The organism is Novosphingobium sp. YAF33 (assembly GCF_052113265.1).
Lineage (GTDB): Bacteria > Pseudomonadota > Alphaproteobacteria > Sphingomonadales > Sphingomonadaceae > Novosphingobium.
Genome location: NZ_JBFRCW010000001.1, coordinates 612,978 through 632,554, shown reverse-complemented (window position 1 = coordinate 632,554; position 19,577 = coordinate 612,978). Strand labels below are relative to the sequence as shown.

The following is a 19,577-nucleotide window of genomic DNA, read 5'->3' as shown; positions in this document are numbered from 1 at the left end:
CGGCGCCGGATGCACGAGAGCTTTCGCCCTCGCATCCAGACCTTATTCCGAAGGAACCGCTTCCGAGGCATCCGCCGAAGGCAGGTCGGTGGGCAGAACGCCGGGCGTCGCCAGCGGGCTGGGCTGGTCGACGGCCTGGCCTTCCGCGTCGGTGAGGCGGCGCGGTTCGAGCATGGCGGTGGTTTCCAGCAGGTTGAGCGCGTCCTGCACGTCCTGATAGCGGCGGGCGTCGGCGGTCCAGGTCTGCGCGGCCTGGGCATTGGGCAGGCGCTCGACTTCGCTGATGGCATTGGCGATGCGGCGGGCCGAGAGCATCAGACGGGCGCGGTCGATGCGGGCCGTGGGCGTCAGCAGGGTCGAGGATTCGCGGCGCACCACGAAGAGGCTGGACAGTTCGCGGCGGGCCTTCTGCCACAGGCTTTCGTCGCTCTGGCTTTCGCTCAATTCGGGCGAGAGCGCTTCGAGGCGAGCGGAAAGCTCATCGATGGTGACCGGATTCTTCGAGAACTCGATCACCGTCTGGACGGCGCGGGGCTGGGCATTGGTGAAGCGCAGGCGGAGCTGGTCGGCCACGTAGCTGAGCGGTTCCCCGCGATCGACCATGCGGCGCGCGGCGAAGGCGATCAGCAGCCCTTCGGCGCGGGCGGCATTGCCGGAAGCGGCGTCGGTCTGGAAATCGATCCGCGAAATGCGGTCCTCGATCAGCGCAAGGCGGCCTTCCACCGAGCTGAGCGAGGAAAGCTGCTCGGGCGAGGCAGGCGCGGTGGCGGCCGGCAGGGCAGGCACCGGGGCTGCCGTCGGCTGCGTCTCGGGCTGCGGCGCGGCCGGGTCTGCGGCGCGCTGCGGCAGGATCTTGTCCAGCAGCCCGTCCTGCGCGGCCCAGACGACGAGCGCCCCGCCCAGCAGGAAAGCGATGAATGCCACGAAGAACAGGCCCCCGCGCGAACGCGGACGCGAGATTGGAGAAGGCTGCGGCGAGGTGAAGTCCTGCATCAAGTGTGGTTCTGTCAGTTTACGATCCCGAGGGGAAGCCTTGGCACATCTCTTCGGCCAAGGCCAGCAGCGCCGCGTCATTGGCGGCGGCGGCGCAGCGCACGGCAGCCCAGCCCTCGCCGGTCCGCTCGATGAGGCGCGGACCTATGATGGCAAGCGCGATCCGCGTCCGCGGGAGTGAAAGTCGGCGGCATTCGGAGGCGAAATGCGCGGCGGCTTCGCCCGAATGCAGCAGGACGAGCGCCGGGTCCTGCAGCAGGCGCGCCAGTTCGGCGGGCATGGGCAGCGCCTCGCTGGCGTAGACCTCGCGCGTGGCCATGGTGCAGGGCGCGGGAAGCGCGAGGTCCACCCGCTCGCGCCCGGCCAGGCGCAGCAACCTGCGGTGACCGGGATCCAGCTGCGCCATGACCGACTGCAATCCGCCGCGCGCGACCCGCACCACGTCCAATCCGGCCTGCCGCGCGGCTGCGGCCGTCGTTTCGCCCACGGCATAGGCGGGCAGGCCGCGATAGTCCGCCAGCGCCGGTCCGGCCTGCCGCATGGCATTGGCGCTGCCGATCAGTATCGCATCGACCTCTTCGCGCGGGACCGGATGCCACGTCAGCGGGACGATCTCGAACAGCGGAAATCCGCGGGCATCCAGACCCTGCCGGGCTGCCGCCGCGACCGTCGCCGCCCCGCCCGGCTCGGGGCGGATGACGATGACGGGCAGGCGCGGGGCGCTCATGAGGGAGTCAGGCCGGTCCGGCGAAGTGGACGGCGATGGCGGGAACCGCGCGGGCCAGCAGGTCTGCCGCCAGGCGTGCGGGGCCTTCGGGATCGTTCATGGCAAATCGGGCCGCACCCTCCACCCGTTCCGCGCCGTCGGGGCTGTAGAGCGCCGCCCGCATCGCCAGGCCATCGCCGTCAAGCCGGGTGAGCACGGCGATGGGGCTGTGGCAATTGCCGCCGAGACCGGCCAGCAAGGCGCGTTCGGCGAGGACGGAGGCGCGGCTCTCGCCGTGGTCGACCGCCGCAAGAAAGCCGAGCGTGCGCGCATCGTCTGCGCGGCACTCGATCATGATCGCGGCCTGCGCGGGGGCAGGGAGCCAGTCTTCCTCGTCAAGGGGATGGCCGGTGCCGGTTTCGCCCAGGCGCTTGAGCCCGGCGGCGGCCAGGAAGGTGGCATCGGCCTCTCCCGCCGCCAGCTTGGCCAGCCGGGTGGCGACATTGCCGCGGAACGTCACCACCGTGCAGTCGGGCCGGGCGTGGAGGAGCTGGGCGGCGCGGCGCGGCGCGCTCGTGCCCACCACCGCGCCTTGCGGCAGCGCGCGGATGCTCTCGGCGCCCACCAGCACGTCGCGTACATCCTCTCGCGGGAGGATGGCGCCGATGGTGAAGGCTGCGGGGCGAATCGTCTCGACATCCTTGGCCGAATGGACCGCGAAATCGATCTCTCCGGCGGCGAGCCAGGCGTCCAGCTCCTTCGTCCACAGGGCCTTGCCGCCTATTTCCGCCAAAGCGCGGTCCTGGATGCGATCCCCGCTGGCGGTGACGGCAACGATCTCTATATGCGCAGGATCGATTCCGTGTGCCGCGGCCAACCGGTCGCGCGCTTCCTCAGCCTGAGCCATCGCCAGCGGCGACCGACGGGTACCGAGGCGGAAGCCATGTTTTTGCGTGTCTGTTTGCGTCGTCATCGGCGGGTTGTGCTACCCGTCAATGTCGTCCAGTGGAAGGGTCGTTCAGGGAAAGTTGAAATGCGTACGGTACTGGGCATCGAAAGCTCGTGCGACGAGACGGCGGCGGCACTGGTAACCAGCGACCGCACGATCCTCGCCCAGCGCATCGCCTCGCAGGATGAGGCACACCGGCCCTATGGCGGCGTCGTGCCCGAAATCGCCGCGCGCGCGCACTCGGAGCGGATCGCGCCCTTGATCGAGGCGACCCTGGCCGATGCCGGCATGACGCTTGACGACGTGGACGCGATCGCCGCCACCGCAGGCCCCGGCCTGATCGGCGGGGTGATGGTCGGGCTCGTCACGGCCAAGGCCCTGGCGATGGCCACCGGCAAGCCGCTGATCGCGGTCAACCACCTGGAAGGCCACGCACTTTCGCCGCGCCTGGCCGACGGCGCGCTCGAATATCCCTACCTCCTGCTGCTGGTGTCCGGCGGGCACTGCCAGATCCTGCTGGTCGAAGGCGTAGGCAGGTTCCGCCGCCTCGCCACCACCATCGACGACGCGCTGGGCGAGGCTTTCGACAAGTCTGCCAAGTTGCTCGGTCTCGGCTATCCGGGGGGGCCGGCGATGGAACGACTGGCGCTGGAGGGCGACGCGAAGAAGGTGCCGCTGCCGCGTCCGCTCAAGGGGTCGGAGGAACCGCACTTCTCCTTCGCCGGGCTCAAGAGCGCGGTGATGCGCGCCAAGCAGTCCGGTCAATATGCCGATGCCGATATCGCCGCTTCGTTCCAGCAGGCGGCCATCGATTGCCTGATCGACCGGACGCGCCGGGCGCTGGCCTCGGTCGGGCCGCTCAACGCGCTGGTCGTTGCCGGCGGCGTCGCGGCCAACAAGGCGATTCGCGGCGCGCTCGAAGCGCTGGCGGCCGAGCACGATCTCGATTTCGTGGCCCCGCCGCTCGGCCTCTGCACCGACAATGCGGCGATGATCGCCTGGGCGGGCGTAGAGCGCTTCGCCATGGGCCAGTCCGACCCGCTCGATGTTGCCGCGCGCCCGCGCTGGCCGCTCGACCCGGATGCGGAAACCGTGCGCGGCGCCGGAGTGAAGGCATGAGCGGCTTCGAAAAGACGCGCGTCGGCGTGATCGGCGCGGGCGCCTGGGGTACCGCGCTGGCGCAGTCCCTGGCTGGGGACGGCAGCGACGTGCTGCTCTGGGCGCGCGAGCCGGAACTGACTGCGCGCATCAATGCGGAGCGGCTCAACGACCTCTATCTGCCGGGCGCGGCATTGGCCGACAGCGTCCGGGCCACTTCGGACCTTGCCGAACTGGCGGCGCTGCCGGTGCTGCTGGCGGTCGTGCCGGCGCAGTTCCTGGGCGGCGTGCTCTCGCAGCTTCCCGCCCTGGGCTTTTCCGGTGATCTCGTGCTTTGTGCCAAGGGCATCGAGGCAGGCAGCGGCCGCCTCATGGCCGACGTTGCCGCGCAGGCAGTGCCCGGCTCCCCCATCGCCGTGCTGTCCGGCCCGACTTTCGCGCATGAAGTGGCGGCCGGCCTGCCCACCGCGGTCACGCTCGCCTGTTCGGGCGGGCAGGCGCAGTGGCAGCGCCTTTCGCCCGTCATCGCGCGGCCGGCGCTGCGTCCTTACTATTCCGACGATGTCATCGGCGCTGAAATCGGCGGCGCGGTGAAGAACGTGCTGGCGATTGCCTGCGGCGTCGTCGAAGGCCTGAAGCTCGGCCAGAACGCCCGTGCCGCGCTGATCGCGCGCGGCTACGCGGAAATGCTGCGCTTCGGTCTTGCGCGCGGGGCCCGGGCGGAAACGCTGTCGGGTCTCTGCGGCCTTGGAGATCTCGTGCTGACTTGTTCCTCTACCTCCAGTCGCAATTTCTCGCTGGGCCTTGCGCTCGGACAGGGGCTGACCGCGGCCGAGGCGCTTTCCGGCAAGAATTCGGTGGCCGAAGGCGCCGCGACTGCCCCCGTGCTGGCCGACATCGCCCGGCGCGACGGTATCGAGATGCCGATCGCCGAAGCCGTGTGCCGCCTGCTGGAAGGCAAGGCCCCGGCCAGCGACGTGGTGGTGCAGATCCTCGCCCGTCCGCTTCGCGCCGAGCAGGAGCCGCTTTCTTGACCGACGGTATCGTGACCCGCACCGCGGCGGAACAGGCAAGCAAGGAACACGACGATATTGCCGCGCTCGCCAAGGGCGGCCGGACCAATCTCTTCGGATTCTTCCTGCGCCTTGCCGCGCGCATCCCCTTCCTGTTCATCGCCGGTCGCGCCTCGGTCTACGGTCCGGCGGCGCTGGGACGTTTCGCCTCGGCGCTGGTGGTGATCGAGCTGACCTCGATGATCTGCACCATGGGCGAGAAGCGCGGCCTGGCGCAGCGCCTTTCCGATACCGAGGGGCAGGTCCATCCGGCCAATGTGATCGCGGACGGCATGATCATCGCGGTGATCGCCTCTTGCGCGGCATCGCTGTTCTTCTGGCTGGTGCCGGCGCCGATGTTCCCGGGCGGGCACTATACCCAGATCGACCGGCTGATGGTGATCGCCATCCTGCCGCTGACCATGACCGAGATCTGGCTGGCGGCGCTGGCCTACCGCCTGCGGGTGACGCCCACCGTGTGGTCGCGCGCCATCGTCGAGCCCTGGGTCATCTCGATCCTGGCAGGCGCGATGATCTGGATCGCGCCGGAAAGCGGCCTGTCCATCGCCTATATCGGCTCGATCTTCGCGGCGGCGGTGATGGCCTTCATTCCCTTCTTCCGCGAATATGGCCTGCCGCAGGGCTGGCGCCCGCGCCCGCGCCAGATGCAGAAGCTGGCCGTGCGATCGCTGCCGATCGCGCTTGCCGACACGATCGAATGGGGCACGCGCCGCGTGGACCTCTTCCTGCTCGGCTTCCTGGCGCCCGCCGCGGCGGTGGGCGTCTATTATGCGGCGCAGCAGGTCGCCAGCCTGCCGCAAAAGCTGAAGACCAGCTTCGAGCCGGTGCTGGGACCGGTCATCACCCGCAACCTGAAGGAAAAGGACTACGCCGCGATCGCGCGGCAGGTCTGCCAGGTCGGTTTCTGGATCACGGCGGCGCAGGCGGGCATTGCCCTGGCGCTGGGCATACCGGGTGAGGGCGTGATGGGCCTGGTCGGCCGCGAATTCGTGGGCGGCACGGGCGCGCTGGTGTTCCTGCTGGCTGCCGAAGTGGTGGCGGCGACCGCAGTGGTGAGCGAGGCCGCGCTCGTCTACGTCGCCCGCATGCGCAACCTCGTCGTCTCGGTCCTGACCATCGCCCTGCAGGCGGTGCTGACCCTGGGCGGCATTCTGGCCATGCAGAAGCTGGGCTACAACTCGCTGTTCCAGGCGGCCACGGCCGCGGCGGCACTGATGCTGGCGCTGGGCTTCGCGTCGCTGGTCAAGTCGAAGATGCTGGCGGATTTCCTGAAGGAACCGATCAACAACTGGCGCTGGGCGCTGGTCTGGGCGGCGGCGCCGGCGGTGGTGCTGGGCTATCTGGCCACGCAGTTCCTGCCGGAGTGGGCGGAACTGGCCTTCGGCATTCCGGCCATCCTGGGCTCCTACTTCCTGGTGATCTGGAAGAAGGCGTTCGGCCCGGAAGACCGAAAGCTGTTCCAGAAAACCAAGACGGCGTGACGGTCTGCGGCATTTTCCTGGATTTTCGTGTCTTTTCGGCCCGAGAGGCGTTTCCGCCGCGTTCGAAATTGCTCTAGGCTAAGGCCATGAATCCCCGTCGCGCCTCCATCGTTGCCGCCGGTGCCGTCTTTTGCCTGGCGCTGTCCTTTGTCGCTACCCGGGTGCGGGGGCCGGTCTTCATCGGCCAGCTCGAACGCGAGGCGGAAGCCGTGCGTGACCAGGCCGGTGGTCCCGGCGTCGATCTCGCCTTTCGCGACCGCTATGGCTGGCTGACCCGGCACCCGGTGCTGTCGGGCGGCGAAAGCCTCAATTCCGAAACCCGCAAGCGCGTGGCCGCCGCCGTGGCCGGCGTGCCCGGGATCGGCGGCATATCCTGGTCGAGCGAGGGCGACGGTGATGCCACCAAGCTGCGCTGCCAGGACGATGTCGAGGCGATCCTGGCCAGTCGCTCCATCCGCTTCACCGAGGCCAGCGCGCGGATCGACCCGGTCAGTGAGCGTCTGCTGGACGAAGTGGCGAAAGCCCTGCGCCCCTGCGTCGGCAGCATCATCGCCGTGACCGGCCATACCGATGCTTCCGGCAATCCCGCGGCGAACCGGGCGCTCTCGCTGGCGCGGGCGGAATCGGTGCGCTGGGGGCTGGTCGGCCGGGGCATTCCCGCCGACGGCTTGCGCGCCTCGGGCGTGGGATCGAAGACCCCGATCGAGGGGCTGGATCCGCTCGACCCCGCCAATCGCCGCATCGAATTCTCGGTCATCGCTTCCGCGCCGGTCAAGCCGACGCCGATCGACACGCCAGGACCGGAATGAGGACGACCGGAATGAGGACGCCCGGAATGATGAGGTCCGGAATGAATGGCATCGCCATCGGCGCAGGCCGGGCCGCTGCCAGGGTGCAAATTACGATGAAAGGAGCCGCCGATGCCGCTATGGCTTGAAATGGCCGTTTCGGTGCTGCTGACCTACATGGCAGGTTTCGGCATCGGCTGGCTGGTGTGGAACCGGAAGGGATAAGTTGTGGTGGAAATGATTTCGGCCAATTGGCTGATATTCGTCGTCGCGTTGCTGGTCGGCATCGCGATTGCCTACTGGCTGTTTGCGCGTGCCTCCAAGCCCGCGCCGCGCCAGCATCGGCCCGACGTGCTGGACGAAGGCGCTGCGCCCGCCCAGCGTAACCAGGCCCTGATAGACGATGCGCCGCCCGCCGCGCAGTTCACCGCGCCTGTCCACATCGATCCGCCCGCCATGGCCGGGACGATGGCCGGCATCGGCGAAGTGATCGCCGTGGCCGCGCAAGAGGAAGTCGATGCGGCGAAAACGCCGCCGCAGACGATCGCTGCCGAGCCGGAGGCGGCCCCTGCTCCCGCAGCTCCCGCTCCTGTTGCCGCCCAGGGCGCTCCTGCCGAAGGCGATGACTTGCGCAAGATCAAGGGTCTCGGACCCAAGATGCTCACGCTCCTCCATGCCCTGGGCATCACCCGCTTCGCGCAGATCGCCGCCTGGACCGATGCCGACCTGGACGAGCTGGACGGCAAGCTGGGCGCTTTTGCCGGCCGCCCCCGCCGCGACAGCTGGGTGGAACAGGCCCGCATGCTCTCGGCCGGCGATACCGGCGCTTACGAGGAGAAGTTCGGCAAGCTCTGAGCTTGTAGAACGCCACGAAAAAGGGGGCGGGAAGTCTGACTTCCCGCCCCCTTTTTTCTGTCCGGCCGGCGTGTGCCGTTCGGCCTTTGGCCGATCAGGCGGCCTTGACGCCGAAGCGGCCGTGGTTGCGGAACGGCATCATCCAGCGGTCGAGGAACAGCTCCAGCGGGCGCGGCGTGATGCCGAGCTGGGCGAAGCCGGGGAGGGTGCCGCTTGCGACATTGCCGGCCTTGAGCAGCTTGAGCTGGTCGCCGCTGATCGGGGTGCCCGGCAGGGCGGCGATCAGGCCGGAAACGCCGTCGGGCAGCTCCGCGAAGCTGCGGTTGCGGCAGGCGGCCTGGGCGATGCGCTTGTTGAGGTCGATCATCGAGATCACTTCGGGGCCGGCGATCTCGAAGGTCTTGCCACCGTGCACTTGGGGCGCACCCAGCGTTTCCGCGACGGCCAGGGCCACGTCGTCCACGAAGACCGGCTGGAGCTGGGCCTGCGGTGCGAAGATCGGCAGGACCGGCAGGCGCGAGACGAGGTTGCCGAACATCATCACGAAATTGTCGTCCGGGCCGAACATGACCGAGGGACGCAGGATCGTTGCGGCGGGGAAGGCGGCGAGCACGGCCTTTTCGCCTTCGGCCTTGGTGCGGGCATAAGCGACGCTCGAAGAAGCGTCGGCGCCAATGGCCGAGATGTGAACGAAGGCAGCGGCGCCGGCGGCCTTGGCGGCGGCGGCGATGCGGCCTGCGCCTTCACCCTGGACGGCGTCGAGATTGCCGGTGAAGGCGCCCACCAGGTTCACCACCGCGTCCGATCCGGCCAGGACGGCGGCCAGCGATTCGGGCTTGGTCACGTCGACACCCGCGAACTGCACCTGGCCAAGGTTGCCAAGCAGCTTGAGGGCGTAGGACTTCTTGGGGCTGCGGCTGGCGATACGCAGGCGCGCACCGCGTGCGAGCAGTTCCTGGGCGACATGCTTGCCGACGAAGCCGCTGCCGCCCAGCAGCGTGACGATCTTGCCGTAAAGAGGGTCGGTAGCTTGGCTCATGATAAGAACGGGTCCTTCAGCGTGGCGCAGGCGCGGCTGAAGGAAGAGTAAGCCGCCTGCGCCGGTTTCGCGCACGATAAGCGCCCTTGGCACAAGGCCGGTTCCCGAGCAACCGGGCGGAGGCTCCGGAAGGAGATTTCGCCTTTTTTCACGCGATTTGAAAAAAGTTCGAGAACGAGCGTTGACAACAATCCGGCCGCCGCTTAGAGGCGCCCTCCTACCCGGCGAGGACGGCAGATCAGCCCCCTCGCTTCCGTGCCCAGATGGCGGAATTGGTAGACGCACCAGCTTCAGGTGCTGGCGCTCGCAAGGGCGTGGAGGTTCGAGTCCTCTTCTGGGCACCATTTCTCAAGCAATTGAGAAGCGTCAGGGGCCGTCGAAAGACGGCCCCTAGTCGTATCTGCCTCCCCCACATTCCATGGTCCGCGATCGGCCGCCTGCAAGCATCGGGTTCCGGACGGGTTGGCTGGCGTAACGGCACTATTACCGCTTTCGGCGTAACCCATGCGGGTGATTCCCGGTTCTTTGGAAGGGCTGCGGGAACCAAGATCGTTTCCACCAATCGAAGCCATAGCCTGGATCCGGACCTTTCGGGTGATGGTGCCGGCCCGGCGGCGGGATTAGTCTGCGAACGGCGGCAGTGCTGCCGCAACCACTGCAGCTTCGAAAGGTCGCAGGCTTGAAGGCGCCGGCACAGCAGTCGATCCCTGCCGTTATCATCGCCGTCACCATCGGCGTCCTCACCGTCTCCGCGGCCTAGGCCATGGTGAAAACCGACGAGATCGGGCGCAAGGCGACGCGGGGCATGGCCGCGACGGGGATGGCGCAGATCGTGAAGGTCTTCACCACCACGGCGACCACGATCGTCGTCGCCCGCACCCTGTCTCCGTCCGACTACGGCGTATCGGCCATGGTCGCGCCGCTGATGGGGCTGATCATGACGTTCCAGAACCTGGGCTTCACCCAGGCCGTGGTGCAGGCGCGCGAGCTGGATCAGGAGCATTCGAATGCGCTGTTCTGGCTGAGCGTCCTCATTTCCATCTTCGCCGCCCTAGTCATGGCCGCCCTGGCCCCGCTGGTGAGCAGTTTCTACGGCGACGTGCGCGCCGGTTATGTCACTGCCGCGACCGGGCTGACCATTCTCGTCACCGGTCTCAAGCTCCAGCACCAGGCCCTGCTCAACCGCGAGATGCGTTTCCATGCCCTCAGCATCAACGACATCGTCGTCGCCGTCGCGACTTTCGTGCTCACCGCGCTCGCGGCACTGATCCTGAAGAACTACTGGGCGATCTGGCTGGGCATCTTCCTGAACGCGGTGGTGAGCACGGTGATGATGTGGCGCGCCTACCCCTGGCGGCCGCGTCTCGGCGTCTCGTTCCGGGGCGTACGCAAGCTGGTGGTCTTCGGCGCGAACCTGACCGGCTTCAACCTCATCAACTTCTTCGCCCGCAATCTCGACAACGTGATCGTCGCCAAGGCCGAGGGCGCCGAGGCAGTGGGCCTCTACGACCGCAGCTACAAGCTGATGCTGTTCCCGCTGCAGAACTTCAACCAGCCGCTGAGCCGCGTCATGCTGCCCGTGCTGGGCCGGGTGCGCGACGATCCGGCGCGCTATCGGCGAGTCTACGAACTGGTTCTGAGGGCGCTGGCGCTCGTGTCCATGCCGGGGATCCTGGCGGCGGCGATGTGCAGCGAGCAGCTCGTGCCCTTCCTGCTGGGCGAGCGCTGGGCGGCGGCGAGCCCGATCTTCTTCTGGCTCAGCCTCACCGCGATCGTGCAATGCGTGCCCAGCACCACGGGCTGGCTCTATATCAGCACCGGCAACACCCGGAACATGATGTACTGGGGCATGTTTTCCAGCACGATCAGTATCATCAGCTTCTTCATCGGCGTCCGGTGGGGCGCGGTGGGGGTGGCCTGCGCCTATTTCACCGGCCAGCTGGCGACCCTGCCGCTGCAATATCACTATGCGACGAGGCGCACGCCGGTGTCCCAGCGGTTCATGTACCTCGTCCAGCTTCCCTCGCTGGCGGGCGGGCTATTCGCCTGGGGGATCGTGGCGATGGCGCGCGAAACTCTGGTCGCGCGGGGACTGCCAACGGTGCTGCTGCTGGCCCTGGCGGTAGTCGCCAGCTACTTCGGCGCGGTGGCGGCGCAGGCCTGCACGCCGGGCGGGCGGCAGGCGATGGCGGAAATGCTGCGTCTGGCCGGGAACCTCCTGCCGGATCGCTTTCGGCGCGGCAAGGGCCAGCTCGGCTAGGCCAGCCCCGCCCCGCCCGCCCCGCCCCGCCAGCCCAGCCCCGCCAGCCCAGCCAGGACAAACCTGTCCGCCAGGGCAAACCCGCGGCGAAGCGAGCGATCCCCGCCGCCGGCACCCTGTTCCTCCGCGACATCGTCGTCTATGCCAAGGTCTTGAAAGGAACCTGGGTCATGGCCGAAACGCACACCGCGGACGACAATCTCGAAGGCATCAGCGACTACAAGGGCCCCGCCGGCGGCTGGGGTGCGCTGGGTGCGGTGGCGCGGACGGTGCGCGAGCAGATGAAGGCGAGCCCGGACACGCGCGCGCTGCTGCAGATGAACCAGCCGGACGGTTTCGATTGCCCCGGCTGCGCCTGGCCCGACCCGAAGCATACCTCCTCCTTCGAATTCTGCGAGAACGGCGCCAAGGCGGTGACCTGGGAAGCGACCGTCAAGCGCGTCGATCCCGATTTCTTCGCGCAGCACAGCGTCAGCGAGCTGTGGACCTGGAGCGACCACCGGCTGGAGGACGCCGGGCGCCTTACCGAACCGCTGCGCTATGACCCCGACACCGATCATTTCGTGCCGATCAGCTGGGACGAGGCCTTCGCGCGTGCCGGCGCGGTGCTGCGCGAACTGGACGATCCTCATGCCTGCGAGTTCTATTGCTCGGGCCGCGCCTCGAACGAGGCGGCGTTCCTCTACCAGCTTTTCGCGCGCGAGTTCGGGACCAACAATTTCCCCGACTGCTCCAACATGTGCCATGAAGCGACGAGCGTGGGGCTGCCCAAGTCGATCGGCATCGGCAAGGGCACGGTGACGCTGGAAGACTTCGACCATGCCGATGCGATCTTCTGCATCGGTCACAATCCCGGCACCAACCACCCGCGCATGCTCTCGACCCTGGCCGCCGCTTCCAAGCGGGGCGTGCCGATCGTGGTCGCCAACCCCATGCGCGAACGCGGCCTGGAGCGCTTCAAGTCGCCCCAGCATCCCACCGAGATGCTCTCCACTCACGCCACGCCGCTGGCCTCGGCCTATCATCAGGTGCGGATCGGCGGCGACATGGCGATGCTCAAGGGCATGATGAAGCTGGTGATCGCGGCCGATGCGCTCGATCACGCCTTCATCGCCGAGCACACCGAAGGTATCGAGGCGCTCAAGGCCGACCTCGACGCGACCTCGTGGGACTGGATCGAGACCGAGTCCGGCCTGACCCGCGATGCCATCGAAACGATGGCCAAAGTCTATATCGATGCCGAGCGGGTGATCGTCTGCTACGGCATGGGCATCACTCAGCACCGCCACGGCACCCAGAACGTGCAGTCCATCGCCAACCTGCTGCTGCTGCGCGGCAACTTCGGCAAGGAAGGCGCGGGGATCTGCCCGCTGCGGGGCCACAGCAACGTGCAGGGCGACCGCACAGTCGGCATCACCGAGATCCCGACCGAGGACATGCTGGAACGGCTCGACGCCGCTTACGGCATCGCCTCTCCCCGCGCGCATGGGCACAATGCCGTGGAAGCGCTGGAGGCCATGCGCGAGGGCCGCTCCCGGGCGCTGATCGGGCTGGGCGGCAACCTGGCGGTGGCCATGCCGGACCCCGAAGCCTGCTTCGCCGCCGTGCGGGGGCTGGATCTTTCGGTCAACGTGCTCACCAAGTTCAACCGCACCTGCCTGCTCACGGCGGGCGAGACGCTGGTGCTCCCCTGCCTCGGCCGTACCGAGCTGGACGAGCAGGAAGCCGGCGCGCAGTTCGTCACGGTCGAGGACAGCATGTCCATGGTCCATGCCTCACGCGGGAAGCTGAAGGCGCCGGGGCCGCATGTCCGCTCCGAGCCGGCGATCGTCGCGGGCCTGGCCAAGGCCGCCATGCCGCACACGCGGGTGGACTGGGACGGTCTGGTCGCCGACTACGACCGCATTCGCGAAGGGATCGAGCAGGTCTATCCCGATTTCCACGCCTTCAACCGGCGCGTTCGCGAGCCGGGCGGTTTCCGCCTGACGATCCCGCCCAGCGACCGGATCTGGAAGACGCCCAGCGGCAAGGCGCAGTTCATCGCCCACCCCTCCGCGCGCGAAGACGGCGCAAGGTCGATGCTGCTCACCACCATCCGCAGCCACGACCAGTACAACACCACGATCTACAGCCTCGACGATCGCTATCGCGGCGTGACGGGGCGCCGTGACGTGATCTTCGCCAACGAAGTCGATCTGGACATGCTGGGGCTGGCCCATGGCGACATCGTCGATGTCACCACGCCGGCCGGACGCGCGCTCAAGGGCTTCACGGTGGTCAAGCACGCCATCGCGCGCGGCTCGCTGGCGGCCTATTACCCCGAGGCGAATTGCCTGGTGCCGCTGGACGACTACGATCCGGTAAGCGGCACGCCGGCCTACAAGTCGATCCCGGTGGAGATCGTCCGCGCCGCCTGAAAGCCGCTAACCGGGGCGGATCAGAAGGACTGGCGCAGCGAGATGCCGCCGGCGGTGGTGTTCCCCGCCAGCGCGTCGAAGCTGCGCGAGGCATAGAGGTCCAGGTGGAGGCGGTCGGTCAGCTTCATGTTGGCGCTGACGCCCACCTCCCACCACCCGTCCGCGGTGTGCTGCGAATCGAGCAGGCCGGAGCGGGGGACGTTCTCAAGCCCTTCGAACTGGCCGCGCGTCACTTCGGACACGGCATTGCTGGTCCAGTTCCGCGAGACGGAAGCGCCGATGTAATGGTCCGCGTTCTTGCCGAAGGCATGGTCGATGCGCACGGTGCTGCCGAGCGTCCAGGTCGGTTCGCGGGTTTCGAGATCGACGAGATCGGCGAATTCCGGCGCGGGGCGCAGCAGGCGGCCTTCGGCATAGGAGCCGACGACCGTGGGGGTCACGAACCAGCGCGGCGAGAGGGGGAAGATGCGCCCGAAATCGCCGCCCAGCGCGTAGTAGCCGCTGCTTTTCGCGCCGGTGCTCTCGCGGCTGCCGCGCTCGGTGGTGATCCGGCCGTAGTCCTGCCGGCCGTAGCTGGCCCAGCCATCGACCACCCAGTTGTCGAAGTTGCCGCCGGCGCCGAGAGTGGCAACGTAATAGTCAGAGGGCAGCGCCGTATAGGCCTGGATCAGCGTGCCGTGATAGCGCATCAGCCCGCCCCGCACATAGCCCCGGCCGACCTGCCGGGTCAGCGAAAGCGATTGCCAGGACCCGTCCGGGCCATCGTCGCGGTTGCTGACCCCGGCAGAGGCGGTGACCGTCCAGGGCGCGGGGCGGAGCGGGGTCTGATCGGCATTTGCCGGATCTTCGGCACTCGAGCTGGTAGCGGCCGGAGCAGCCTCGGTCGAAAGGGTTGCGCCTTCCGGCGTGGCGCTCGCTTCGGGTAGCGGCGCCGTATCTTGCGCCAGTGCCGGTGACGACAGGGCGGCCGCGCCTGCCAGCAGCAGGCAGGCCGGCAAGGAATGCAGCATCAGGCGGCCTTTCGCAGGGTCGGATCGAAGGCCGCGGCCGGCACGGTCACGCGGGCGGCGAAGCCGTCGCCGCCGTGCACGAAATGGACATCGCCGCCATGGGCGCGGGCGATCGAGCGGCACACCGCCAGGCCCAGGCCGGTGCCGTTCTGGCCCGACTTGCGGGCGGTTTCCGAGCGGTAGAACGGCTCGAAGGCGCGGTCGAACTCGTCCTCGGGGATACCCGGCCCGGCATCGACGATCTCCGCCACGGCCTCGCCGTCGAGGAGGCTGACGCGGACCTTGGCGCTGTCTCCGTACTTGATGGCGTTTTCCAGCAGGTTGCCGAGCAAGCGGCGAATGCCCACCGGGTCGACTTCGACGGGAATATGGAGATTGTGCTCGATCGTCACCTTGCCGCCCACCAATTGCGCATCGGCGACGCTGCCGGCGATGAGATCGGCAAAATCGACGCGCTTGCGCGGGCCGGGGGTGGAGGCATCGCGAATGAAGGCGATGACCTGGCTGATCATCGCTTCCATCTCGGTCACTTCCTTGAGCAGCCCCTCGCGCTGGTCGTCCGGCACGTCCTCGATGCGGAAGCGCAGGCGGGTGAGCGGGGTGCGCAAGTCGTGGCTGATGGCGCCGACCATCGCCGTGCGGTCGTCCACGAAGGCGCGCAGCCGATAGCGCATCTGGTTGAAGGCATTGGCCGCGCGGCCGATCTCGGCCGGGCCGGAGAGCGGCAGGATCGTGGCCGAAGGATCGCGGCCGAGTTGCTCGGCGGCCTGCGCGAAGTCCTTGAGCGGCACGACGATGCGGCGCGCGAACAGCCAGGCCAGCGGGCTGATGATCGCCAGGGACAGCGCGAACCACAGCATCACGCGCTTCTGCCAGGCATTCGGGAAGGGCTCGGCGCGGGGGGCGACGGCCAGCCACTGGCCGTCCGGCTGACGGGTGGCAGCTACGAAGTCACCCTCGATGAATGGGGGCGAAGTGAGGGCGAAGAAGCTGCCTTCCGCGTGGCGGAACGGGATCGGCTGCGGCGCCCCCGGCACTGCGGGCAGGGGCGTGGCAGTCTCGGCGGCGGACGTTGCCAGCGGCRTGGGCACGGCGGAGGCGCTGGCCGTGGGCGAAGCCAGCGTGACCGGCGGCAGCGGGATCGAGACCGCGACCGGGCGGCTGGCCAGCGTGGGACTGGCGATCGGATCGGGTGTGGCGATAGGCAGGGTGGCCCGCGGGATGTCGTTCATGCTCGGCATGACCGGGGCCGGAAGCCCCCCGCCGATCGCGCCATTGCCCATGGGGCCGGCCATGGGTCCGGTCATGCCGCCCGGCCGCGCGCCGGGGGAGACGAACTGGCCGGGATGACCGTCCTGGTTCGCTACGCCCCCCGAGGGATTTCCGGGCGCCGCGGTCTGGCCGCCCGTGCCGGCGCCGGGCGCGGCATTGCCGGGGGTCTGGCCGCCGGATGGTGCACCGGGCTGGCCTCCGCCCGGGCGCTGGCCGCCCGGCGCGGCGCTGGGAACCTTGCCACCGGGCATGGCGCCGCCCGGAACGTGGCCGCCCGGCCTCGCGCCGCCGCCCGGCATCGCGGGGCGGGGCATGGACGGAACGTGGGGCATCGATCCGCCCGGAGGCATGCCGCCGGGGAAGTGCCCGCCGGGCATGCCGCTGGGACCGGGAGCGCCGCCCGGCGGGGGGCCACCGGGGATCGACTGGGCATCGGCCGATCCCACCAGCAGCCCGGAAACCCTGGCGCCGGGGCTGATCGCCGCGCCCTTGCTTTCCACCATCGCCAGCGGGGACCGGGCATTGCTCGGCACCGCGACGCCGCCGACAGGAAGCTGGGTGTAGAAGGCCAGGACCACGTCCTTGCGGTGCCGCCCGAGTCGCTGGGCCAGGGCATCGCGCGAGGATTCCGACACCAGCCAGCCCTGTCCGCTCACGTCGGGCGGGCCGACCATGGGCTTGCGCTCCAGCCGATCGGACAGATCGCCGGTGGTCAGCGCGCTGGCGACTTCGTCGATGTTCCACCGGGCCGTCGGGCTGGGAGGCAGGATCACAGTGAGGCCGAGCGTCACCAGCTGCGCACCGATCAGCGCGCAGACGAGGATGACGATCATCTGCATCGCCAGGGGCAGTCCGAGTCGGTTGGTCAGGCGGGGCGGGGTCATGGCTGCGCCATTGCCACGAATCGCCCGCTATTTCGAGCCGTGGTATTGCGAGCGGCGGCGTCAGCGCCGAACCTGCGGATTGTCGCCAAGGCCGGGGCGAAGGATGGGCCGGAGGATGTGGGGCTTGCCGGCGGATATTGCGGCGCGGGCTCGGAAGAGAGGGACACCGCTCTTCCGAACCCGCTCCGCGCCCCCATCATGCAGCGGGACGCTGCCTGGCGGGGACGGTCACCTCGTGGCCTGTCCGGCGATCGTGCCGGAGGGCAATCTCTCTGTTGGCCAGCCCGCCTGGAGCCGCTGGCACGAAGCGCCGGGTACCACCGATTTGTGTCACTATCGGGTAGGGTTTCCGGCCATCCTCGGAGCGATATAATTCCGGGGCCGTCGCAGGACAGGGCGGGTGCGACTACGTGACCTGTCGCTGCGACGGACCCGGCGCCGTCCGGCGCCTTGGCGGTGGCTAACCGGACGGCGGTTCCGGCCGTTCCGGAGGAATGCAGCATCGCCGCGAAGGCAACGGGGGATGTCGCCGAAGACGCGCTGCAGTCCATCCAGGACGGAACCTGACGAACTCGAATGTTCATGTCGCTGGATTTTGCGGTTCGAGTTTGCCTGCGGATTTCACGCAGATTGCAATGGCGTTACCGGGCTGTCGCAAGCTGTATCGCCGCTGAAATCCGCGTGGAACACGGGGTTCCTATCGGCGCACAATGATCCTAGAACGTGCCCCGATGGACCTCGAAACCCGCATCCTCATCGTCGACGACGATGACGGCATCCGCTCGCTCATCAGCGAGTTCCTGGGAAAACACGGTTACGCCACCGAGACGGCCGCCGACCCCAGCGCCATGCGCGAGCATCTGGCGCGGGAGCACTTCGATCTCATCGTGCTGGACGTGATGATGCCGCGCGAGGACGGGCTGACGGCGCTGCGCGGGCTTGGCCCCGATGCGCCGCCGGTCATCATGCTTTCCGCCGTGGGCAGCGATGTCGACCGCATCGTCGGGCTGGAAATGGGTGCCGACGACTACCTGGCGAAGCCCTGCAATCCCCGCGAGCTGCTGGCCCGCATCCGCACCGTGCTGCGCCGGCGCGCCGGCGCTGGCGGCAGTGCCGCGGTGGACCGCGTCGTCTCGGCCGCGACTGCCCGTTCCGGCGCCCCGGAACCGCGACCGGTCAACGACATCCATTCGGGCGAATGTCTCTATTTCTCCGGCTGGCGCATGGACGTGGGCCTGCGCCTGCTGTTCGACCCGGCCAATCGCCTGATCTCGCTTTCGGATGGCGAATTCCGGTTGCTCCGCGCCTTTGCCGAGCATCCGCGCCGCGTGCTCACCCGCGACCAGCTTCTCGACTGGTCGCGCGGGGAGGATAGCGATCACTACGACCGCGCCATCGACGTTCAGCTTTCGCGCCTGCGCCGCAAGCTGGCGGAAGGCGAGGGCGGCGGCGACATCATCCGCACCGTGCGCAACGAGGGCTATCTTTTCGTGCCCTCCGTGTCCGGAGACATTTCACCTGCATGACAGCCCGGCCGCTGCGGCAGGGCGTTTCGCCATGGAGGTGAAATGCACCTGAAATCCGATCGCAAACGCCGGCTTTCAATCCTCGTCGTGACCTGATCCGCGACGCCGGTCTCCCGGCCCCGTCGCGCGACTTGCGACACGCGGGGAGATTGCAATGGAAGACTACCATCAAGACCACCATTCGGGCGGGGACCTGGACTGCGACCAGGGGCATCACGGCGGCCTGCTTCACGACCTGAAGACGATCGGTGAGAATATCATGGGTCGGCGCCGCGCGCTGGCCATCCTGGCCAGTGCGGGGGGCTTCACTGCCGTTACCGCCTGCGGGGGTGACGACGGTTCCACGTCGACCAGCAGCGGATCGACCGCCACGACGAGTTCCACCAGCACGTCGAGCACGAGTTCGACCAGCACATCGTCGACCAGCACCTCTTCCACCAGCTCCGGCGGCACCTCCTCCAGCAGCTGCATCGCCGATCCCACCGAGACCAACGGGCCTTACCCCGCGGACGGCACCAACAGCGCGAGCGGTTCGACCTCCAACGTGCTGACCGTCAGCGGCGTGGTGCGTTCGGACATCCGCTCCAGCTTCATCAATTCCACGACCACGGCAGACGGGGTCAAGCTGGAGCTGACCTTGCAACTGGTGGACGTGAACAACGGCTGCGCCGCCATCGAGGGCGCGGCGATCTACGTCTGGCACTGCGATGCTGCGGGCAAGTACTCGCTCTATTCGAGCGGGGTCACCACGGAGAGCTACTTGCGCGGCGTGCAGGTGACCGATGCCGAGGGCAAGGTGACTTTCACGACGATCTACCCGGCCTGCTATTCCGGGCGCTGGCCGCATATCCACTTCGAGATCTTCACGGGCGGCCTGACTTCGGCCAGCACGGGCCGCACGGCCAGCCTGATCTCGCAGCTGGCCATGCCGGCGGCCACCAACACCGCGGTCTTCACCGGCGACACGCGCTACACCGCCAGCATCGCCAACTACAACGCGATCTCGATCTCCTCGGACAATGTGTTCGGCGACAACAGTTCGGCACAGATCGCCCAGATGACCCCCACGCTGAGTGGCAGCGCCACGGCCGGATATACCGGCACCGCGCTCATCGGCATCGCCACCTGACCGGCGCTCCATCGTAATCGCCGCCCCGAAAGGGGCGGCTCATCGAGACTCCTCGCCGCCTGGCGAGCGACAACCTGCCTGAGGGCGATGGCGATGC

General features: G+C 68.4%; 15 protein-coding genes and 1 tRNA gene. 10 read left to right on the top strand and 6 right to left on the bottom strand.

The features are described from left to right. Positions 1-42: 42 nt before the first annotated feature. Genes AB4Z00_RS02920 through hemC form a run of 3 tightly spaced genes read right to left on the bottom strand, consistent with a single transcriptional unit; the run spans position 43 to position 2,672 of the window. Positions 43-993 (bottom strand): hypothetical protein, encoded by a 951-nt coding sequence (locus AB4Z00_RS02920; RefSeq protein ID WP_132268343.1) that lies wholly within the window; start codon positions 991-993, stop codon positions 43-45. Positions 994-1,012: 19 nt separating this feature from the next. Beyond that, positions 1,013-1,720 carry a uroporphyrinogen-III synthase gene (locus tag AB4Z00_RS02915; protein WP_442044898.1) on the bottom strand — a complete coding sequence of 236 codons (708 nt, stop codon included), beginning with the start codon at positions 1,718-1,720 and terminating at the stop codon, positions 1,013-1,015. Between the two features lie 7 nt (positions 1,721-1,727). Then, entirely contained in the window at positions 1,728-2,672 is a 945-nt protein-coding gene (gene hemC / locus AB4Z00_RS02910; RefSeq protein WP_442044897.1) for a hydroxymethylbilane synthase, read from the bottom strand. A 60-nt stretch (positions 2,673-2,732) separates the two neighbouring features. Here hemC and tsaD point away from each other — a divergent pair, with 60 nt between their 5' ends. The 5 genes from tsaD (at position 2,733) to AB4Z00_RS02885 (ending at position 7,943) form a co-directional block, all read left to right on the top strand. Then, positions 2,733-3,767 (top strand): tRNA (adenosine(37)-N6)-threonylcarbamoyltransferase complex transferase subunit TsaD, encoded by a 1,035-nt coding sequence (gene tsaD / locus AB4Z00_RS02905; RefSeq protein ID WP_134093945.1) that lies wholly within the window; start codon positions 2,733-2,735, stop codon positions 3,765-3,767. Next, on the top strand, positions 3,764-4,780 hold the full coding sequence (locus AB4Z00_RS02900) for an NAD(P)H-dependent glycerol-3-phosphate dehydrogenase (RefSeq protein WP_442044896.1): 1,017 nt from the start codon (positions 3,764-3,766) through the stop codon (positions 4,778-4,780). Before tsaD ends, AB4Z00_RS02900 begins: the two co-directional genes overlap by 4 nt. Beyond that, a complete protein-coding gene (locus tag AB4Z00_RS02895; RefSeq protein WP_243654366.1) occupies positions 4,777-6,300 on the top strand; it encodes a lipopolysaccharide biosynthesis protein in 1,524 nt (507 codons plus the stop codon). Before AB4Z00_RS02900 ends, AB4Z00_RS02895 begins: the two co-directional genes overlap by 4 nt. Before the next feature lie 86 nt (positions 6,301-6,386). After that, complete coding sequence (locus tag AB4Z00_RS02890) at positions 6,387-7,109, top strand: OmpA family protein (protein WP_132268351.1); 723 nt, start codon at positions 6,387-6,389, stop codon at positions 7,107-7,109. Between the two features lie 216 nt (positions 7,110-7,325). After that, complete coding sequence (locus tag AB4Z00_RS02885; RefSeq protein WP_442045066.1) at positions 7,326-7,943, top strand: hypothetical protein; 618 nt, start codon at positions 7,326-7,328, stop codon at positions 7,941-7,943. Positions 7,944-8,037: 94 nt separating this feature from the next. On the opposite strand, the gene AB4Z00_RS02880 is transcribed toward AB4Z00_RS02885, so the two are convergent. Further along, a complete protein-coding gene (locus AB4Z00_RS02880; RefSeq protein WP_442044895.1) occupies positions 8,038-8,982 on the bottom strand; it encodes a complex I NDUFA9 subunit family protein in 945 nt (314 codons plus the stop codon). Between the two features lie 257 nt (positions 8,983-9,239). On the opposite strand from AB4Z00_RS02880, the gene AB4Z00_RS02875 reads away from it, so the two are divergent. From AB4Z00_RS02875 to AB4Z00_RS02865, 3 genes are all read left to right on the top strand, one after another. Then, positions 9,240-9,326, top strand: a tRNA-Leu gene (locus tag AB4Z00_RS02875). A 419-nt stretch (positions 9,327-9,745) separates the two neighbouring features. Then, a complete protein-coding gene (locus AB4Z00_RS02870; RefSeq protein WP_134093948.1) occupies positions 9,746-11,242 on the top strand; it encodes a lipopolysaccharide biosynthesis protein in 1,497 nt (498 codons plus the stop codon). A 170-nt stretch (positions 11,243-11,412) separates the two neighbouring features. Continuing rightward, the gene (locus AB4Z00_RS02865) at positions 11,413-13,659 is read left to right on the top strand and encodes an FdhF/YdeP family oxidoreductase (protein WP_134093949.1); all 2,247 of its coding nucleotides are present in this window, start codon (positions 11,413-11,415) and stop codon (positions 13,657-13,659) included. 20 nt (positions 13,660-13,679) lie between these two features. Here the strand turns inward: AB4Z00_RS02865 and AB4Z00_RS02860 are convergent, their stop codons facing one another. Both AB4Z00_RS02860 and AB4Z00_RS02855 read right to left on the bottom strand, forming a co-directional pair. Then, positions 13,680-14,669 (bottom strand): autotransporter domain-containing protein, encoded by a 990-nt coding sequence (locus AB4Z00_RS02860; RefSeq protein WP_442044894.1) that lies wholly within the window; start codon positions 14,667-14,669, stop codon positions 13,680-13,682. Beyond that, positions 14,669-16,825: an ATP-binding protein gene (locus AB4Z00_RS02855; protein ID WP_442044893.1), complete on the bottom strand. Its 2,157-nt coding sequence runs from the start codon at positions 16,823-16,825 to the stop codon at positions 14,669-14,671. Before AB4Z00_RS02855 ends, AB4Z00_RS02860 begins: the two co-directional genes overlap by 1 nt. A gap of 731 nt (positions 16,826-17,556) precedes the next feature. Between AB4Z00_RS02855 and AB4Z00_RS02850 the strand changes: the two genes are divergently transcribed. Together AB4Z00_RS02850 and AB4Z00_RS02845 are read left to right on the top strand one after the other, a co-directional pair. Continuing rightward, the gene (locus tag AB4Z00_RS02850; RefSeq protein WP_134094165.1) at positions 17,557-18,351 is read left to right on the top strand and encodes a response regulator; all 795 of its coding nucleotides are present in this window, start codon (positions 17,557-17,559) and stop codon (positions 18,349-18,351) included. A 154-nt stretch (positions 18,352-18,505) separates the two neighbouring features. After that, complete coding sequence (locus tag AB4Z00_RS02845) at positions 18,506-19,480, top strand: intradiol ring-cleavage dioxygenase (RefSeq protein WP_314464096.1); 975 nt, start codon at positions 18,506-18,508, stop codon at positions 19,478-19,480. Positions 19,481-19,577: the final 97 nt, after the last annotated feature.

Bases quoted from the DNA above. Each gene is read 5' to 3' on its own strand.
- AB4Z00_RS02920 (WP_132268343.1), bottom strand. From the start codon at position 993: ATGCAGGACTTCACCTCGCCGCAGCCTTCTCCAATCTCGCGTCCGCGT.
- AB4Z00_RS02915 (WP_442044898.1), bottom strand. From the start codon at position 1,720: ATGAGCGCCCCGCGCCTGCCCGTCATCGTCATCCGCCCCGAGCCGGGC.
- hemC (WP_442044897.1), bottom strand. From the start codon at position 2,672: ATGACGACGCAAACAGACACGCAAAAACATGGCTTCCGCCTCGGTACC.
- tsaD (WP_134093945.1), top strand. From the start codon at position 2,733: ATGCGTACGGTACTGGGCATCGAAAGCTCGTGCGACGAGACGGCGGCG.
- AB4Z00_RS02900 (WP_442044896.1), top strand. From the start codon at position 3,764: ATGAGCGGCTTCGAAAAGACGCGCGTCGGCGTGATCGGCGCGGGCGCC.
- AB4Z00_RS02890 (WP_132268351.1), top strand. From the start codon at position 6,387: ATGAATCCCCGTCGCGCCTCCATCGTTGCCGCCGGTGCCGTCTTTTGC.
- AB4Z00_RS02885 (WP_442045066.1), top strand. From the start codon at position 7,326: ATGATTTCGGCCAATTGGCTGATATTCGTCGTCGCGTTGCTGGTCGGC.
- AB4Z00_RS02880 (WP_442044895.1), bottom strand. From the start codon at position 8,982: ATGAGCCAAGCTACCGACCCTCTTTACGGCAAGATCGTCACGCTGCTG.
- AB4Z00_RS02870 (WP_134093948.1), top strand. From the start codon at position 9,746: ATGGTGAAAACCGACGAGATCGGGCGCAAGGCGACGCGGGGCATGGCC.
- AB4Z00_RS02865 (WP_134093949.1), top strand. From the start codon at position 11,413: ATGGCCGAAACGCACACCGCGGACGACAATCTCGAAGGCATCAGCGAC.
- AB4Z00_RS02860 (WP_442044894.1), bottom strand. From the start codon at position 14,669: ATGCTGCATTCCTTGCCGGCCTGCCTGCTGCTGGCAGGCGCGGCCGCC.
- AB4Z00_RS02850 (WP_134094165.1), top strand. From the start codon at position 17,557: ATGGACCTCGAAACCCGCATCCTCATCGTCGACGACGATGACGGCATC.
- AB4Z00_RS02845 (WP_314464096.1), top strand. From the start codon at position 18,506: ATGGAAGACTACCATCAAGACCACCATTCGGGCGGGGACCTGGACTGC.